This is a genomic window from Chroococcidiopsis cubana SAG 39.79 (assembly GCF_003991895.1).
Taxonomy (GTDB): domain Bacteria; phylum Cyanobacteriota; class Cyanobacteriia; order Cyanobacteriales; family Chroococcidiopsidaceae; genus Chroococcidiopsis; species Chroococcidiopsis thermalis.
Genome location: NZ_RSCK01000033.1, coordinates 14,660 through 29,324, shown reverse-complemented (window position 1 = coordinate 29,324; position 14,665 = coordinate 14,660). Strand labels below are relative to the sequence as shown.

At 43.5% G+C, this 14,665-nt stretch carries 14 protein-coding genes; 9 read left to right on the top strand and 5 right to left on the bottom strand.

Going from position 1 to position 14,665, the window contains the following annotated elements; genetic code table 11:
- Positions 1-15 precede the first annotated feature (15 nt).
- Together aspS and psbP are read right to left on the bottom strand one after the other, a co-directional pair.
- Positions 16-1,824: an aspartate--tRNA ligase gene (gene aspS, locus DSM107010_RS19120; protein WP_127023633.1), complete on the bottom strand. Its 1,809-nt coding sequence runs from the start codon at positions 1,822-1,824 to the stop codon at positions 16-18.
- A gap of 177 nt (positions 1,825-2,001) precedes the next feature.
- Positions 2,002-2,547 (bottom strand): photosystem II reaction center PsbP, encoded by a 546-nt coding sequence (psbP, locus tag DSM107010_RS19115; RefSeq protein ID WP_106217502.1) that lies wholly within the window; start codon positions 2,545-2,547, stop codon positions 2,002-2,004.
- A 577-nt stretch (positions 2,548-3,124) separates the two neighbouring features.
- Between psbP and DSM107010_RS19110 the strand changes: the two genes are divergently transcribed.
- From DSM107010_RS19110 to DSM107010_RS19085, 6 genes are all read left to right on the top strand, one after another.
- Positions 3,125-4,327 (top strand): agmatinase family protein, encoded by a 1,203-nt coding sequence (locus DSM107010_RS19110; RefSeq protein WP_106170795.1) that lies wholly within the window; start codon positions 3,125-3,127, stop codon positions 4,325-4,327.
- A 94-nt stretch (positions 4,328-4,421) separates the two neighbouring features.
- Positions 4,422-4,784 carry a hydrogenase maturation nickel metallochaperone HypA gene (hypA, locus tag DSM107010_RS19105; RefSeq protein ID WP_015153772.1) on the top strand — a complete coding sequence of 121 codons (363 nt, stop codon included), beginning with the start codon at positions 4,422-4,424 and terminating at the stop codon, positions 4,782-4,784.
- A gap of 104 nt (positions 4,785-4,888) precedes the next feature.
- Positions 4,889-5,590, top strand: a complete 702-nt coding sequence (gene hypB / locus DSM107010_RS19100; RefSeq protein ID WP_015153773.1) for a hydrogenase nickel incorporation protein HypB — start codon at positions 4,889-4,891, stop codon at positions 5,588-5,590.
- Between the two features lie 252 nt (positions 5,591-5,842).
- Complete coding sequence (locus DSM107010_RS19095) at positions 5,843-6,883, top strand: ABC transporter substrate-binding protein (protein ID WP_106169760.1); 1,041 nt, start codon at positions 5,843-5,845, stop codon at positions 6,881-6,883.
- Positions 6,884-7,000: 117 nt separating this feature from the next.
- Positions 7,001-7,840: an ABC transporter permease gene (locus DSM107010_RS19090; protein ID WP_015153775.1), complete on the top strand. Its 840-nt coding sequence runs from the start codon at positions 7,001-7,003 to the stop codon at positions 7,838-7,840.
- Positions 7,841-7,937: 97 nt separating this feature from the next.
- Positions 7,938-8,714 carry an ABC transporter ATP-binding protein gene (locus DSM107010_RS19085; protein ID WP_015153776.1) on the top strand — a complete coding sequence of 259 codons (777 nt, stop codon included), beginning with the start codon at positions 7,938-7,940 and terminating at the stop codon, positions 8,712-8,714.
- On the opposite strand, the gene DSM107010_RS19080 is transcribed toward DSM107010_RS19085, so the two are convergent.
- Complete coding sequence (locus DSM107010_RS19080) at positions 8,711-9,055, bottom strand: VOC family protein (protein ID WP_015153777.1); 345 nt, start codon at positions 9,053-9,055, stop codon at positions 8,711-8,713. The genes DSM107010_RS19085 and DSM107010_RS19080 overlap by 4 nt on opposite strands.
- Positions 9,056-9,428: 373 nt before the next feature.
- Here DSM107010_RS19080 and DSM107010_RS19075 point away from each other — a divergent pair, with 373 nt between their 5' ends.
- Positions 9,429-10,079 carry a MotA/TolQ/ExbB proton channel family protein gene (locus tag DSM107010_RS19075; protein WP_015153778.1) on the top strand — a complete coding sequence of 217 codons (651 nt, stop codon included), beginning with the start codon at positions 9,429-9,431 and terminating at the stop codon, positions 10,077-10,079.
- Positions 10,063-10,464, top strand: a complete 402-nt coding sequence (locus DSM107010_RS19070) for an ExbD/TolR family protein (RefSeq protein WP_015153779.1) — start codon at positions 10,063-10,065, stop codon at positions 10,462-10,464. Before DSM107010_RS19075 ends, DSM107010_RS19070 begins: the two co-directional genes overlap by 17 nt.
- Before the next feature lie 44 nt (positions 10,465-10,508).
- Here DSM107010_RS19070 and DSM107010_RS19065 read toward each other — a convergent pair whose 3' ends face one another.
- Positions 10,509-10,967, bottom strand: a complete 459-nt coding sequence (locus tag DSM107010_RS19065) for a DUF3574 domain-containing protein (RefSeq protein ID WP_015153780.1) — start codon at positions 10,965-10,967, stop codon at positions 10,509-10,511.
- Positions 10,968-11,418: 451 nt separating this feature from the next.
- Between DSM107010_RS19065 and DSM107010_RS19060 the strand changes: the two genes are divergently transcribed.
- On the top strand, positions 11,419-13,548 hold the full coding sequence (locus DSM107010_RS19060) for a TonB-dependent receptor plug domain-containing protein (RefSeq protein ID WP_106168534.1): 2,130 nt from the start codon (positions 11,419-11,421) through the stop codon (positions 13,546-13,548).
- 38 nt (positions 13,549-13,586) lie between these two features.
- On the opposite strand, the gene DSM107010_RS19055 is transcribed toward DSM107010_RS19060, so the two are convergent.
- Positions 13,587-14,333 (bottom strand): isoprenyl transferase, encoded by a 747-nt coding sequence (locus DSM107010_RS19055; protein ID WP_106168535.1) that lies wholly within the window; start codon positions 14,331-14,333, stop codon positions 13,587-13,589.
- Between the last annotated feature and the right edge of the window lie 332 nt (positions 14,334-14,665).

Sequence of the window (14,665 nt, the reverse complement as noted above, 5' to 3'; positions counted from 1 at the left end):
TTACATGTAACGTCTCTACAATTCCCGACTCCCGACTCCCGCTTTTGGTTGATAAGTCGAAGCAACGTGTAATTCTTTCAACTGTTTTGCGTCCACTCCAGAGGGTGCGTCAGTTAATAGACAACGGGCTTGTTGTGTTTTTGGAAAGGCGATCGCATCCCGAATTGATTCTTCCCCGGCAAGTAACATCACCAAACGGTCTAATCCGTAGGCAATCCCGCCGTGGGGAGGAGTGCCGTATTCAAATGCTTCTAGGAGAAAGCCAAATTTGTTATAAGCTTCTTCTATCGACAAACCAATTGCGGCAAAGACCTGTTCTTGGACTTCCCGTTGATAAATCCGTAAGCTTCCACCACCGACTTCAAAGCCGTTGAAGACTAAATCGTAAGCTTGGGCGCGGGCTGTTTTCAGGTCGTGCAGGTCGTCAGGATGGGGGGCTGTAAAGGGATGGTGTAACGCTTCTAGACGCTTTTCGTCGGCATTCCATTCAAACATGGGGAAATCTGTCACCCACAACAAATTGATTTTGCTGGGGTCGATATGCCCCAATTCGCAGCCAATAACTTGTCGCAAGCGGTCTAGGGTTTTGTTAACTACATCTGTAACTCCAGCACCAAATAGTAATAAGTGTCCTGGTTCTGCCCCAGTGCGACTCAAGAGTTCTTGTTTTTGTTCGGGGCTGAGGTTGTCTTTAATTGCACCAATTGTGTCGATTTCTCCATCTTCACGGACGCGAATATAAGCAAGTCCTTTTGCACCTGCGCTTTCGGCTTCCTTAAATAAATCGCCGCCTGGTTTAATCCGCACGTTAGAAATGGCTTCATTGCCGTTGGGAATAGGCAGAATTTTGACAATCCCGCCAGATTTTACAGCACTAGAAAAGACTTTGAAGCCGGAGTCTTTGACGAGATCGGAGACATCGACTAATTCCAGGTCGAAGCGGGTGTCGGGTTTATCGCTACCGTAGCGTGCCATTGCTTCGGCGTAGGTGAGGCGAGGGAAAGGACGGGGTAGATCGATCCCTTTAACTGTCTGGAAAATATGACAAACTAAACTTTCGTTAAGCTCCAAAATTTCTTCTTGAGACATGAAACTCATTTCCATGTCTAGTTGGGTAAATTCTGGCTGACGATCTGCCCGTAAATCTTCATCGCGAAAGCAACGGGCAATTTGATAGTAGCGGTCAAACCCCGACACCATCAGTAATTGCTTGAATAATTGCGGCGATTGTGGTAGAGCAAACCACTCACCCGGGTTGGCGCGACTGGGAACCAAGTAATCTCTCGCGCCTTCAGGGGTAGAACGGGTAAGTACTGGTGTTTCGATTTCAATAAAGCCTTGTGCGTCTTCTAGAAAACGGCGCATGGCTTTGATAACTTGGTGGCGGAGTTGCAGGTTGCGATTCATGCGATCGCGACGCAAATCTAAATATCGATACTTGAGGCGCAATTCTTCCCGTACCGACTCGGTTTCAGCCGTACTGACTTGAAAGGGTAGCTGTTTGCTGACAGCGTTGAGCAACTCAATTTTATCGGCGTAGATTTCGACTTCCCCTGTCGGTAGCTTGGGGTTGAGAGATTCTGGAGGACGCTGGGTAACTCTACCCGTAATGCAGACTACATACTCGTTCCGTAGTGCTTCCGCTTGACGATATGAATCGGGAGTGCGTTGAGGATCGCTGACAATTTGGACGAGTCCCGTGCGATCGCGCAAATCCAAGAAAATCACTCCTCCGTGATCGCGGCGACGGTCTACCCAACCATATAGGGTAACTGTTGCTCCAATATCTTCTGTGCGGAGGTCGCCGCAATAGTGGGTTCGCATAACTATGGATTCAAACTCAGGTTAGTAATGACAATGCTCAAAATTGACAAAGCCTTCCTATTATCTAGCATTCCGATCGGTCATTGGTCATTTATTATTGGTCATTTTTCACACAAGTCAGAATAGCCCACGCATAAATTCGGGCGTAGGCGTACTGGCATATGGACACGGGCGCTGTTAATACACTGTAAAAGACTTGACCATTTGCTGTAGCTTTGGTGCGGCTTTTTGCCAACGCTGTTCCGTGGTGGAGGCGTTGAAAGTAAAGAGTTTGCCACGACTAACGGCAACACTAGCAAGATTGTGCCGTTGTTGCTGATTGGGTAACTTTACAGCATATTCTAGAATGTAGTAAGTTTTCCCGTTATAGTCTTGCTGCCCAGCATTGACTAATTCTGCTTCTCGTCCTGAATCAGGCGGTGCGATCGCGCTTTTGCCGAGTTTATAACCCACATCGCCAGGAGTTCCCAAATCAGCTAGGGTTTTGCCATCTGCTATGGAACCGATAACCACAGAAGCATTTTCTGTGGTTTCAATCAAATCGTGCAATACGATATCGGGACCGTCTGTCACTTTAACTGGAAGCCAGCCATTAGGGTACAAAAACTCATATCCATCAACGCTATCGACAAAGCTTTTGAGTCCAGCAGTTGATAGTACGCAACCCGATAGACTCAGCGCCATCAGTACTACAAGTAAAATCGATGCAATCCGTTTCAACATTTTAATAGTAAGTAGTGAGTGTGGGAACAAGTAGAGACGTTACATGTAACGTCTCTACACTGATAACTGACAACTGATTTGTATTGTCCCATCCCAGTAACCTTCACGACTCCAGAAAGATAGCAGACAGTTATGTGATGAAATTTAGATATTTACTAAATTTAGTAACATTTAATACAGTTGTCTGATACGGCGGTTGATAATGTCGCTATTAGCAGGTTGTATACAGCATTCAAATACTACAGAGAAGCAAACTCAAAAGTAAACAGAGTTTGCTTTCAATTAAGTATGGAATACCGCTAAAAGACAAGTATATAATACACAAGCTTCTAGGGTTCCGGTTTGTAGCGTCTCAGCTTACGCTGTTAGCTCGCTGAGCAAATGCAGGTCCAAGAGAAGCAAACTGGCTATGCTAAAAATTTTCTGAGTTTTTAGTTGAGTAGCGAGTGACACGGAAGGAGAAAAGCCTGGGAGGAATATCAGTTGTGACGACTGATGTTATACTCCTGGGCTTTTTGCATAATTAGCGACCTAATCTAGTTTGAAAAATTTTGAAAAATTAAGTGAGGGCGATCGCATGACTCATAATTCTGAAAATCCTTTGTTTCAGAGTCCAGACAATAACAATCATCAACCCCCTACTGAAGCCCAACGCGCTTTAGAATTAGAAACACGACTGCCGATGACAGGATGGCAGCAAGAGGTATCGAAAGGGCTAGAATACGGATTAGAAGCAGCACAGAGTATCCGCGATCGCACGATTCCTACCTTTTCTCGTGGCGAGTTACCCCACTACGCCGGAATTAATACTTTCCTCAAAGCCCCATACTTAGAAGATGTGCGTCAGGTAGGAAATTACGATGTGGCGATCGTTGGCGTTCCCCATGACTCCGGTACGACCTATCGCCCTGGAACCAGATTTGGACCTCAAGGTATTCGCCGCATTTCTGCTTTGTACACGCCTTATAACTTTGAGTTGGGTATCGATTTACGCGAACAAATTACAATTTGCGATGTGGGAGATATCTTCACCATTCCCGCCAACAACGAAAAATCCTTCGATCAAATTTCTAAAGGCGTTGCCCATGTTTTCAGTTCGGGGGCATTTCCAATTATTCTGGGTGGCGATCACTCGATTGGTTTCCCCACGGTAAGGGGTGTATGTCGCCATTTAGGAGATAAAAAAGTTGGTATCATTCACTTCGATCGCCACGTAGACACCCAAGAAACCGATTTAGACGAACGGATGCATACTTGCCCGTGGTTTCACGCCACTAATATGAAAAATGCGCCAGCTAAGAATTTAGTCCAACTGGGCATTGGTGGTTGGCAAGTCCCAAGAAACGGGGTGAAAGTCTGTCGCGATCGTGCTACCAATATTCTCACAGTTACAGATATCGTCGAAATGGGCTTAGACGCAGCCGCAGAATTTGCGATTCAAAGAGCAACAGACGGTACAGACTGCGTTTACATCAGTTTTGATATCGATTGTATAGATGCAGGATTTGTTCCTGGTACTGGCTGGCCCGAACCGGGCGGTTTGTTACCCCGCGAAGCCCTGTCACTACTGGGTAAAATCGTGCAAAAAGTCCCCGTTTGCGGTCTAGAAGTTGTGGAAGTATCGCCCCCTTACGACATCAGCGATATCACCTCTCTAATGGCAACCCGCGTAATTTGCGATACAATGGCGCATCTTGTCCTATCGGGACAACTACCCCGCAAAGAGAAACCAGCTTACATTCATCCCGAATCCCAACCCGAACTTGTGGCTTGGACTTAGTTTGTCATTTGTCATTTGTCGGGAGATAGGAGAATTTGACAGTCAAAATGATACTTTTCCCTACTCCCTACTCCCTACTCCCTACTCCCTCTCTATGCACGAAACCGACATGACCAAAGCGCTGATTCTTACCGTGCGCGACTGGTGGGAAGCACAGCCAGAAAAACCCCAAATCTCCCGAATTCACCTAATTGTAGGTCGGTTTACCTGCGTAGAGCCTGCCAGTTTGGAATTTGCCTTTGAAGTTCAAACGCGCAATACCTTTCTTGCAGGGGCAACACTAGCAATTCAAGAAACACCCTTAATTGCCTTTTGCCATCATTGCCAACAAGAGTATCGTCCTGAAATTGGACTGCAATATGCTTGTCCGCAGTGTAAATCTCCTATGGAAGACATTCGCTCTGGACGAGAACTAAAAATCGATCGCATTGAATATTCAAATAAGGATGAAGGGTAATTGGTAATTGGTAATTGGTAGTTGCTCCCTTACCTCCCTTGTCTCCCCCCTCTCCCTTGTCTACCTTGTCTCCCTTGTCCTAACCACACCCCACACCCCTAGTTATGCACCAAACATTTGACGCTGCCCTCGGGATTAATTTACTCCATGCCAATCAGGAAGGAGCTGACCACAACCGCACCCATTTTGATGAGTGGGGAATTACCTGTTTCAATGTTATGAGTAGCCCTGGCGCTGGTAAAACAGTCTTACTCGAAAAAACACTGGCAGCTTTAAAAGACGATCTCAAAATTGCTGTCATTGAAGGTGATATGACTACTGAATTGGATGCCGATCGCCTGCGTCAATACAATGTACCTGTAATCGCAATTAATACTGGACGTTCTTGCCATTTAGACTCAAAAATGGTGGCAGGTGGCATTCATCAATTAGAACATCAATACAATCCCGCTGATTTCGATTTAGTCCTAGTAGAAAACGTTGGAAATTTAGTTTGTCCGGCTGAATTTGAAGTAGGCGAACACGCCAAAGTTGCTTTACTAAGTGTTACGGAAGGAGAAGATAAACCGCTGAAATATCCAATCATGTTTCGCGAAGCTGATTGCTTGCTCATTACCAAAATCGATTTAGCAATCCATTTAGATATGAACATTGACACAATAGTGGCAAATGTACGTCAAATTAACCCAAACGTGAAGATTATTCCCGTATCGGCGAAGACGGGAGAGGGTTTAGCAGTATGGTTTGAATGGGTGCGATCGCAAATTGCTAAAAAAGAGCTAGAGGTCAGTAGAATCAGAGATTAGAAAAGAGAAAGTATTAGTTTTTAAATCTAAAAATAGAAATTTTGGCATATTTAATATATGCCGAAGTTTCTGCTGTAACCGTCCAACTTTTTTAGAAAAATATTAAATAACTAAAAGCTTCAAATTCTCTAAAAAGTGTAGCAAAAGTAACGGATAAAAAAGAACTTACTCCGTTAGTCTAAAGCGTATTAGATTGTAAGATTTTTAGCTGAAAGATCGCGTCAGTAAATACACTTTTTAGTAGAAAAAGCAATGAAACTGCGATCGATAATTCAATCAATTTTGCTTTTTGTCATCGGTCTGGCGATCGCAGCAGGTTGCACTAACCCCGCCGTTTATATTACCACTACCACCGATGTTGCTGCTTCTGGTGATGCTACTCCTAACGCTGCTAGCTTGGGATTCAGTGCGTGGCCTGGTTGGCTTCCTTGGCAAGTTACCCAAGAGCAAAAACTCTTTGAAGCAAACAAAGCTTCAGTCAATTTGAAATGGTTTGACGGCTATTTAGAATCTATTAATGCTCTCACAACCGAACAAATTAATGCCAACAGCCAGACGCTCAACGATACAATCAGTGCCGTTTCCGGTGGTGCAGATAAAGTCGTCGTACTCGTTAACGACAACTCTACAGGTAACGATAAGGTCATCGTTCGCGAAGGTATCAATACAATTGCCGATTTGAAAGGCAAAAAAGTTGCCGCAGAAGAAGGCGCTGTAGATCATTTCCTATTGTTATTAGGAATGAAAAAAGCAGGCATGAAACCAGAAGACATCCAATTTGTCCCCTTAGAAACAGGACAAGCCGCAGCCGCTTTTGTCGGTGGACAAGTAGATGCAGTTGCAGTGTTTGCACCATTTACCACTCAAGCCTTAAAGCGTCCTGGCAGTAAAGAACTCTTTAGTTCCAAAGAATTTCCTGGAGCAATTCCCGACCATCTAGTTGTCAGCCGTCAGTTTTTAGAAGCAAGTCCCGAAAAAGTGCAAGCAATGGTCGATTCCTGGTTCGCTACTCTCGATTACATGCAAAAAGAACCAGCCAAAGCAACAGAAATTATGGCAAAACGTGCCGGGGTTAGCGTTGCAGAATATGAAGAATATGCCAAAGGAACCAAGATATTTACTGTGGAAGAAAATCTCAAAGCCTTTCAACCAGGTAACAACATGACTTCGCTGATGTATGCAGCCGGAGAAATGACTAAATTTCTCGAAGAAGTCGGCTTAGCCAAACAAAAACCAGACCTAACTAAACTCTTTGACGATCGCTTTGTGAAAGCATACGCCAAGAAACAGTGACCAGTTATCAGTTAGCAGTTCTCAGTGAAGAAAAAGTGTAGAGAAGCGGTAGTTGGTAGTTGGTAGTTGTTCCTGAAGTTCCTGAAACTTCCTTGTCCCAATTTGTAATTTTTCAATATGAACACAGGCTCGATGCGTCCCCCATCTAATCCAAAAACGCTTAGCCCGACGGTTTTTTGGCGGTTGGCTGAAGATATTCCCAGACCATTAAACACCTTACTAGTTGCGACTTCTATCGGATTACCGTTGCTGATTTGGTGGCTGGTGACAACATTTGGTAGCGTAGACCCCAAGTTTCTACCCTCGCCTGCTAAGGTACTCGAAGCATTTGGGCGATTGTGGAGGACTCGCGAACTGCTGAAGGATACTGTAGCAAGTCTCTGGCGAGTGGGCGTAGGGTTTTTGCTAGCAGTCGTGTTGTCGATTCCAGTTGGGGTGTTGATGGGCAGTTTTGCGAGTATTCGTGCCTTATTAGAACCATTATTTGGTTTGATGCGCTACATGCCCGCGCCTGCTTTCATTCCTTTGCTCATTCTCTATTTAGGAATTGGAGAAGAACCGAAAATCACTTTAATTTTCATCGGCGTGTTTTTCTTCAACTCCTTAATGGTGATGGATACGGTCAAGTTTGTATCAAAAGATTTGATTGAAGCTGCCTATACTCTAGGTGGCGATCGCTGGCAGACACTAACTCAAGTTATTTTTCCTCATGTTTTGCCAGGAATCATTGATGCTTGTCGAATTAACCTTGCAGCCGCATGGCAATTAGTCATTGTTTCAGAACTAATTGCTGCAACCGAAGGTTTGGGACGTAGAATCAGCGTCGCGGGTCGATTCCTCAGAACTGATGAAATTTTTGTCGGCTTAATTGTCATTGGAATTATCGGACTCACTTTTGACCTCTTATTTCAATGGCTCCTGCGCGTTTCTTGTAAGTGGGCAAGTCAGAAGAGATGAATTAGTGGTTAGTGACTGGCGACTAGTAACTAGATAAAGAATCCAGCCACTAGCCACCAGTCACTAGCTACTCACCAACTACCAATTACCAATTACCATGTATCTACAAATCACCAAACTCCATAAAAATTTCGAGACAAAATCGGGAACGTTGGCAGTCCTCAAAGACATTAATATGTCAATCGAGCGGGGTGAATTTATCTGTGCTGTGGGTGCATCGGGTTCGGGTAAGTCTACTCTACTGCGCCAGATTGCCGGACTCGATTTGCCAACAGCGGGAGAAGTGAAAATCGATGGCGTGCGCGTTCAAGGACCAGGACCAGATCGGGGTATGGTGTTTCAGCACTACACGCTTTACCCTTGGATGAACGTACAGGAAAATGCTGAATTTGGACTCAAACTTCAAGGCTGGTCAAAACGGGAACGGCGAGAACGAGCCAGCTACTACCTCAGCGTAGTTGGACTGACTAAGTTTGCCAAATCTCTACCCAAGGAGTTATCTGGTGGAATGAAACAACGGGTAGCGATCGCCCGCGCTCTCGCCTCGGAACCTAAAGTATTACTGATGGACGAACCTTTTGGTGCTTTAGATATTCACACTAAAGAGTCCATGCATGAATTCATGCTGGATCTGTGGCAGCGTACCAACATCACCATTTTCACGATCACCCACGATGTGGAAGAAGCTGTCTTCCTCTCGAATCGGATCTACGCTCTCGGCGCTCGTCCTGGTACGGTCAGAAAAGAGATTTCAATTAAACTCCCCGAACGCACCCACACCGTCAAGCGTCATTCTATATTCCACGACTACTGCGACGAATTGATGGATTTACTCCGGGGACACTCACAGGAAGCCCTGGCTGTGGCTTCTTAAGCGGGTTGAAGTAAACTGAGTAAATGTCCGTCAGGAGTCCGCATGGCGGCGACTTTTCCAAAAGAAGGTTCTCGGACGCGCCCTTCGAGTTTAGCGCCCATATTTTCTAGATTGGCGATCGCCCCATAAACATCGTCTACATGAAAGCTCAAAATCGGAGAATTCCCCGTGTGCGCTTGACTCTCCGCAGCATGTAGCGCGATCGTCGTACCATCAGCATCTAATTCTGCCCATCCAGGGCTTGCCATTTTTACTTTTAGTCCTAATCCTTCTTGATAAAACTTCACCGTTGCTAGAACGTCCGTCACCATCAACATGACGTGCTTAAACTGTGCTGTCATGAAATTCCCTCGATAAAGTTAGTTCCTTATCGATCTTGCAACATTTAAATGTATAAATGTTGGTTGATGGTTATTGGTTGACCGATCGCTTTGTAGAGACGTTACATGTAACGTCTCTACACTGATAGCTGACAAATCCTATTAATTCTCGTTAAGGCTGCTTGTCTGGTTGTGCAAGGTTTTAGCATCACAACTTTGGGGATGAGTATCCGACAAGTTTAGATGATGTCAGAACTGATATGAAAAATAAAGATTTACTTTTCCTCTACTTGACTCGATCTATTTTTGCGACTCTACCCGATAAAATACTGTAATGACTTGCAGTAGATAGGAATCTTTAGCAACAAATTACTTGTAATTGCAGAGACAATACATGCTATTCAACAGACTGTTCACCGCAGGCGGCGTGGTTATGTGGCCCCTGCTCGGATTTTCCATCTTAGCGATCGCCCTAATTATCGAGCGGGCAATTTTTTGGGTACGGATAAATAAGCGCCAGCGTCGCGTCATCCGTGAGGTATTAAACCTCTACCGTTTAGAAAATGTCGTCACCGCGATCGAAAGGCTGAAGCAAAATGCCGACTTGCCTATGGCACGCATATTTCTCGCTGCCTTAGAACTCGAACGTCCCACACCTGAAGAGTTTCGCCTTGCCCTAGAAAGTGAAGCACAAGCAGAGATTCCTGTCTTGAAGCGATTTAACACTATCTTTGAGACGATCATTAGCATTGCACCCTTATTAGGTCTACTCGGTACGGTTTTGGGTTTGATTGCCTCCTTCGCGTCCCTCAACATTGCCAATGTTGGGGCTAGCCAAACCGCTGGAGTCACGGGTGGGATCAGCGAAGCGTTGGTTTCAACAGCTTCCGGCTTGGTAGTCGCTATCTTTACGCTGCTATTTGCCAATACATTTCGAGGATTGTACGTGCGGCAAATGGCATCAATTCAAGAGTATGGCGGTCAGCTAGAACTACTCTATCGTCGTCTTTACGAACGGGGAGAAACTTATGCGTCTGCAAGATGAGCCAGAAATTCAAGCACAGATTAACATCGTGCCGATGATTGACGTAATCTTCGCGATTTTGACATTTTTTATCATGTCAACCTTATTTCTCACTCGTTCTGAGGGGTTGTCAGTCAACTTACCCCAGTCACAATCAGCTCAAACGCAACCAAAAGCACCCATTACAATCACAATTGATGCCAAAGGTCAACTCGCTGTCAATCGCAAGCCGACTCAACTCCAAGCACTCAATGGAGAATTACGACAGCTAGCACAGCCAAACCAAGAGGCACTCGTGATAGTCAATGCCGATAAATCAGTCAACCACGGACAAGTTGTATCCGTGATGGATGTGGTGAGGCAATTACCAAACGCAAGACTGGCGATCGCCACGCAGAGAGAATAACAGTGTAGAGACGTTACATGTAACGTCTCTACACCGATCGCCGATTAAAAACTAACTCTTGCGGGTACGTCTGTAACGCGCAAAACCGATTCTTGTTGAAATTTTGACTTATAAGCGTCGATAATTTCCTGAATGGATCTTTCTCGTTCTGGAGTACTGACATAGAGCAAGATTAAAACTTTAGAATCTTCTCTAGCTAGAATTCCAGCACTGTTAAGAAACTGACCGTAGGCATCTACTACTGTTAATCCATCGGGAAAACGAGGTGTCACTTCAGTATCTACAAACTTTTGCCATTGTTCTTCCGTGACTTCTCCTCCTCCGGGTTGCGATCGCCCAAAATACAACTCTTCTCTAACGTATGCTTCGCTGTTGGTAGTAGTTTCTGCTGCTGGGGTTTGAGCGCTAACTTGATGTATGTAGCTAACTGAACCTGTTAATAACAAGCCAGACAGAAAAAACGCACCTAGAATTTTGCGTCTGGTAAGTAAGGTAATATTCATTTCTATCCTCAATTTGTTGAATTAGTCCGACGATCTATTTGTAATGGCTGCTAACTAATACTTCAGATATACGCCTTAAGTTTTAGATATATATAAACTTTTTGTAATAACGTATTACAAAAATTAGTCTTTGTTTTTTCTCGATCGCCTACACTTATCTTTTTACTGAAGCTGACGTTATTTGTCTTTACCAATGACGAATGACCAATGACAAAGTATGACAGCTTGTCTTTTGACTAAATTCAACTGCGATCGCCATGATTGGTATAAGTGCAAACGCACTTTGTCCGTAAAGACAACAAGCAAATTAGAGGAATGTTTCAACCACGCGGCTAAATATCAAGCCTGCGTGTATGTTTGTGTGCGTTTAGCCGATATTTTTTGATAAATGCGATCGCCTCAGACATAACTGAAACTATAAGAAAAGCATGAGAGTGGCAAATTGAGGAAGATGGGACTGAAAATTTTGTTATTGCCTACAGTATTGTTGAGTTTAACCGTAGGCTCTGCTGCACTCGCAAATGAACTAGAAGATAGAAAAAAAAATGCGATCGCGCTAAAGCTGAAACTACATCAAGCGAGAAGTAATTCACAACCAAAACTACCACGCTTGAGCCAACGAGAAAAGTTTTCTACTGATGCTATATGGTTAACGCAACGAGCGTCACCAACAATAGATGTGGCACAATCAATATCTTCTGAAGTAGAAGAACCTGCTATTGAGGACACTGATGAACTTTATATCGAGGTTGAAGGAAAAAGAGAGACAATTCCTGAAACATCAAGTCCCATCTACATCATTTCTAAAGAAGAAATTGAGAAACAACGTCCGAATAGTGTTGCAGAAATTTTACGCAATCTACCAGGATTTGCAATTAATGATGCAGGTTTTGGCGCAGATATTCATACGGGAACATATTATCGAGGAAGCTCGATCAACCAGTCAGTTTTCTTACTCAATGGTAGACCGATCGGGTCTAATGTTAACACTTACCACGGCGCTACCGATCTAAATAGTATTCCTGTAGAGTCTATCGAACGAGTAGAATTATCGAGTGGTACGAGTTCTACTTTATATGGTTCGCAAGCGTTTGGCGGAGTTGTCAATATTGTTACTAAGCAAGGCTCTGAGATTCCCCAGCTCAACGGTTTAGTAGAATACGGTTCTTATGACCAAGATAACTATCGTATTAGTTATGGTGGCAGTGGTGGGAATTTAAAATATAGTCTTGGTTTTGAACAATACGATGCTGAGAACAATTATCGCGTCCCTGAAGGAGCAGCAAATCGAGATTCAGATGGACGTTTATTTAACGGTGATACTGCAACTAGTAACTACTTTGGTAGCCTCAGTCTCGATCTCAATTCTCGCAATACTCTCAGTTTAGATGCATATAAAATTAGCAGTCGTCGCGGTTTGTTGTACTTTGGTTTTCCCCTGCAAAGAGATCGCTTAGACCACGATGTTTTTAACATTGGTTTATCTTGGAAAACTCTGCTAGGCAATGGAAAAGATTCCGTTCTTAGAGCTACAGTCGCCTACAATCAAGATTATTTCAATACCTACGGTCCTACACAAAACATTTTTTATCGTACGGGAACGCTCAATTCTCAAGCTGTAACTGCAAGATTAGAACACGATTGGAAAATTAACACTAGTAATAATTTACGCTGGGGCATAGATGTCAAAAATGACTTTTTAAATGGTGATGTTTTAAGTACGGCTCCGAATAGAGTCAACTTAAATGAAGAAGAAGAAAGAGAAAGATTTCAAACTGCATTATTTGCTTTAAACACCTTGAAAATTACCAATAATTTTCAAGCCGATCTAGGATTGAGACAAAATTTTACTAGCGAGTTTGGTAGTTATTTAAATCCTAGCGTTGGGCTACGATGGGCAATGAGTCCAGGTGTAGCTTTACGGGGAAGTTGGGCATCAGTACAGCGCGATCCTGGTATCGATCAACTGTACGTTTACGACACGGTACATAATTGGTTGCCAAACCCAGATCTAGAACCAGAAGTAGGTTCTTCATGGACAGCAGGAGTTGATGTCAAATTTGCCGAGAATTTAACCGGACAGTTTACTTATTTCGGCAGTAGCTTAACAGATCGCTTGGGCATTCAAGCAGGTCGGTGGACGAACATTGGATTAGTTAATACTAATGGTTTAGAAGCAGCATTGAAATGGCAAATTAATCCGCAGTGGTCAACTTTTCTCAACTATACTTATACCGATGCAAAAATTAAGTCGGGAATTGAAGAAGGATTACAGCTTGGTTTAGTTCCCTATTCCGTAGGACAAATCGGTTTAGGTTATCAATCGGGAGGATGGGAAGTTAATTTATTTGCCAGCTATTATAGTGGAGCGCGACGAGCTTTTTTTAATAACCCGGGTGATAGCAATACCGATTTCTCTCCCTCTTGGTTGAGTCTAGATTTAGGGGCGCGAATCCCAATTACAAGCAACTTGGGATTAACAGTCTATCTAGAAAATTTAGCAGATCGCGCCTATGAAAAATCCAATCGAATCTACGAACCTGGTTTAACCTATCGGATTGGTATTTCTTCTAATTTCTAGTCGTTGTAGAGTAGTGGGCAATGCCCACCGCTCAAAAATTAGGAAGCAATCTGACCAAAACGACGATCGCGGTTTTGATAAGCGAGTAAAGCTTGATGAAAGGCACTGCGATCGAAGTCAGGCCACAAAATATCTGTAAAATAAATTTCTGTATATGCCATTTGCCACAATAAAAAATTACTCAATCGCATTTCTCCACTAGTACGAATTAATAAATCTGGATGAGAAGTTCCAGCAGTGTAAAGATATTTCTCAATTGAGTTTTCATTAATCTCGTCAATCTCAATCTCTTGCTGTTGAATTTGTAAAGCAATTTGCCGACAAACTTGAGCAATCTCTTTGCGGCTACCGTAATTAACAGCTACAGTAAAGTGAATAGCTGTGTTATGGATTGTGTAAGCCATCGCTCGTTCTATTTCTCTTTGCAAAGACTGAGGTAATACTGACAAATCTCCAATAAAAGAAATTCGTACTCCTTCTTTTTGCATTTGAGTTAATTCGCGTTGTAATAGTCGTTCAAACAGTAACATGAGAAAATCGACTTCTTGTATAGGTCGTCGCCAATTCTCGGTCGAAAAAGCATAAGCTGTTAGTGCTTCAATTCCCCAATCTTTACAGCAGCGAAGTAGTTCTTTTAAAACTTTTGCTCCTTGACGATGCCCAGCAACACGCGGTAATCCTTTTTTGGTAGCCCAGCGTCCGTTACCATCCATAATTACAGCAATGTGTTTGGGTAATTTTTGCGGATCGAGAGCGGTAGGTAATTCAGATTGTATAGAGTTCATAGATATAATGTCGCGCAAAGACGCAGAGGCGCAAAGAAAATTGTCAGTTTCTGCCAAGCTTTATTTCAGGTTGTTGATTCCTGCATTAATTTACATAATCTACTGTATGATTCCTGAGAAGTGAGATTGTTTCAATCTAGGAAATGTAGATACACCTACTGATACGAGCTTGAGAATCAAGGAGAATATCCCGGCTCTGTTTCTCATAGTTTAGGAGTAAAAAAAATAGTTGTCAGTCGGTTACAGTCGGTAAACCTAAGTCGGGGAAGTCGGAAAAGTCGGAACTCAAATGCACAGTTAAGCGACTAAGGACATAATTGCGATCGCCACGT

What these genes read in the sequence shown, in the direction of transcription:
- DSM107010_RS19080 (WP_015153777.1), bottom strand. Translation starts at nt 9,055, where the DNA reads ATGACAGCACAGTTTAAGCACGTCATGTTGATGGTGACGGACGTTCTA.
- DSM107010_RS19055 (WP_106168535.1), bottom strand. Translation starts at nt 14,333, where the DNA reads ATGAACTCTATACAATCTGAATTACCTACCGCTCTCGATCCGCAAAAA.
- DSM107010_RS19090 (WP_015153775.1), top strand. Translation starts at nt 7,001, where the DNA reads ATGAACACAGGCTCGATGCGTCCCCCATCTAATCCAAAAACGCTTAGC.
- DSM107010_RS19060 (WP_106168534.1), top strand. Translation starts at nt 11,419, where the DNA reads ATGGGACTGAAAATTTTGTTATTGCCTACAGTATTGTTGAGTTTAACC.
- psbP (WP_106217502.1), bottom strand. Translation starts at nt 2,547, where the DNA reads ATGTTGAAACGGATTGCATCGATTTTACTTGTAGTACTGATGGCGCTG.
- hypB (WP_015153773.1), top strand. Translation starts at nt 4,889, where the DNA reads ATGCACCAAACATTTGACGCTGCCCTCGGGATTAATTTACTCCATGCC.
- DSM107010_RS19065 (WP_015153780.1), bottom strand. Translation starts at nt 10,967, where the DNA reads ATGAATATTACCTTACTTACCAGACGCAAAATTCTAGGTGCGTTTTTT.
- DSM107010_RS19085 (WP_015153776.1), top strand. Translation starts at nt 7,938, where the DNA reads ATGTATCTACAAATCACCAAACTCCATAAAAATTTCGAGACAAAATCG.
- DSM107010_RS19095 (WP_106169760.1), top strand. Translation starts at nt 5,843, where the DNA reads ATGAAACTGCGATCGATAATTCAATCAATTTTGCTTTTTGTCATCGGT.
- DSM107010_RS19110 (WP_106170795.1), top strand. Translation starts at nt 3,125, where the DNA reads ATGACTCATAATTCTGAAAATCCTTTGTTTCAGAGTCCAGACAATAAC.
- hypA (WP_015153772.1), top strand. Translation starts at nt 4,422, where the DNA reads ATGCACGAAACCGACATGACCAAAGCGCTGATTCTTACCGTGCGCGAC.
- DSM107010_RS19075 (WP_015153778.1), top strand. Translation starts at nt 9,429, where the DNA reads ATGCTATTCAACAGACTGTTCACCGCAGGCGGCGTGGTTATGTGGCCC.
- aspS (WP_127023633.1), bottom strand. Translation starts at nt 1,824, where the DNA reads ATGCGAACCCACTATTGCGGCGACCTCCGCACAGAAGATATTGGAGCA.
- DSM107010_RS19070 (WP_015153779.1), top strand. Translation starts at nt 10,063, where the DNA reads ATGCGTCTGCAAGATGAGCCAGAAATTCAAGCACAGATTAACATCGTG.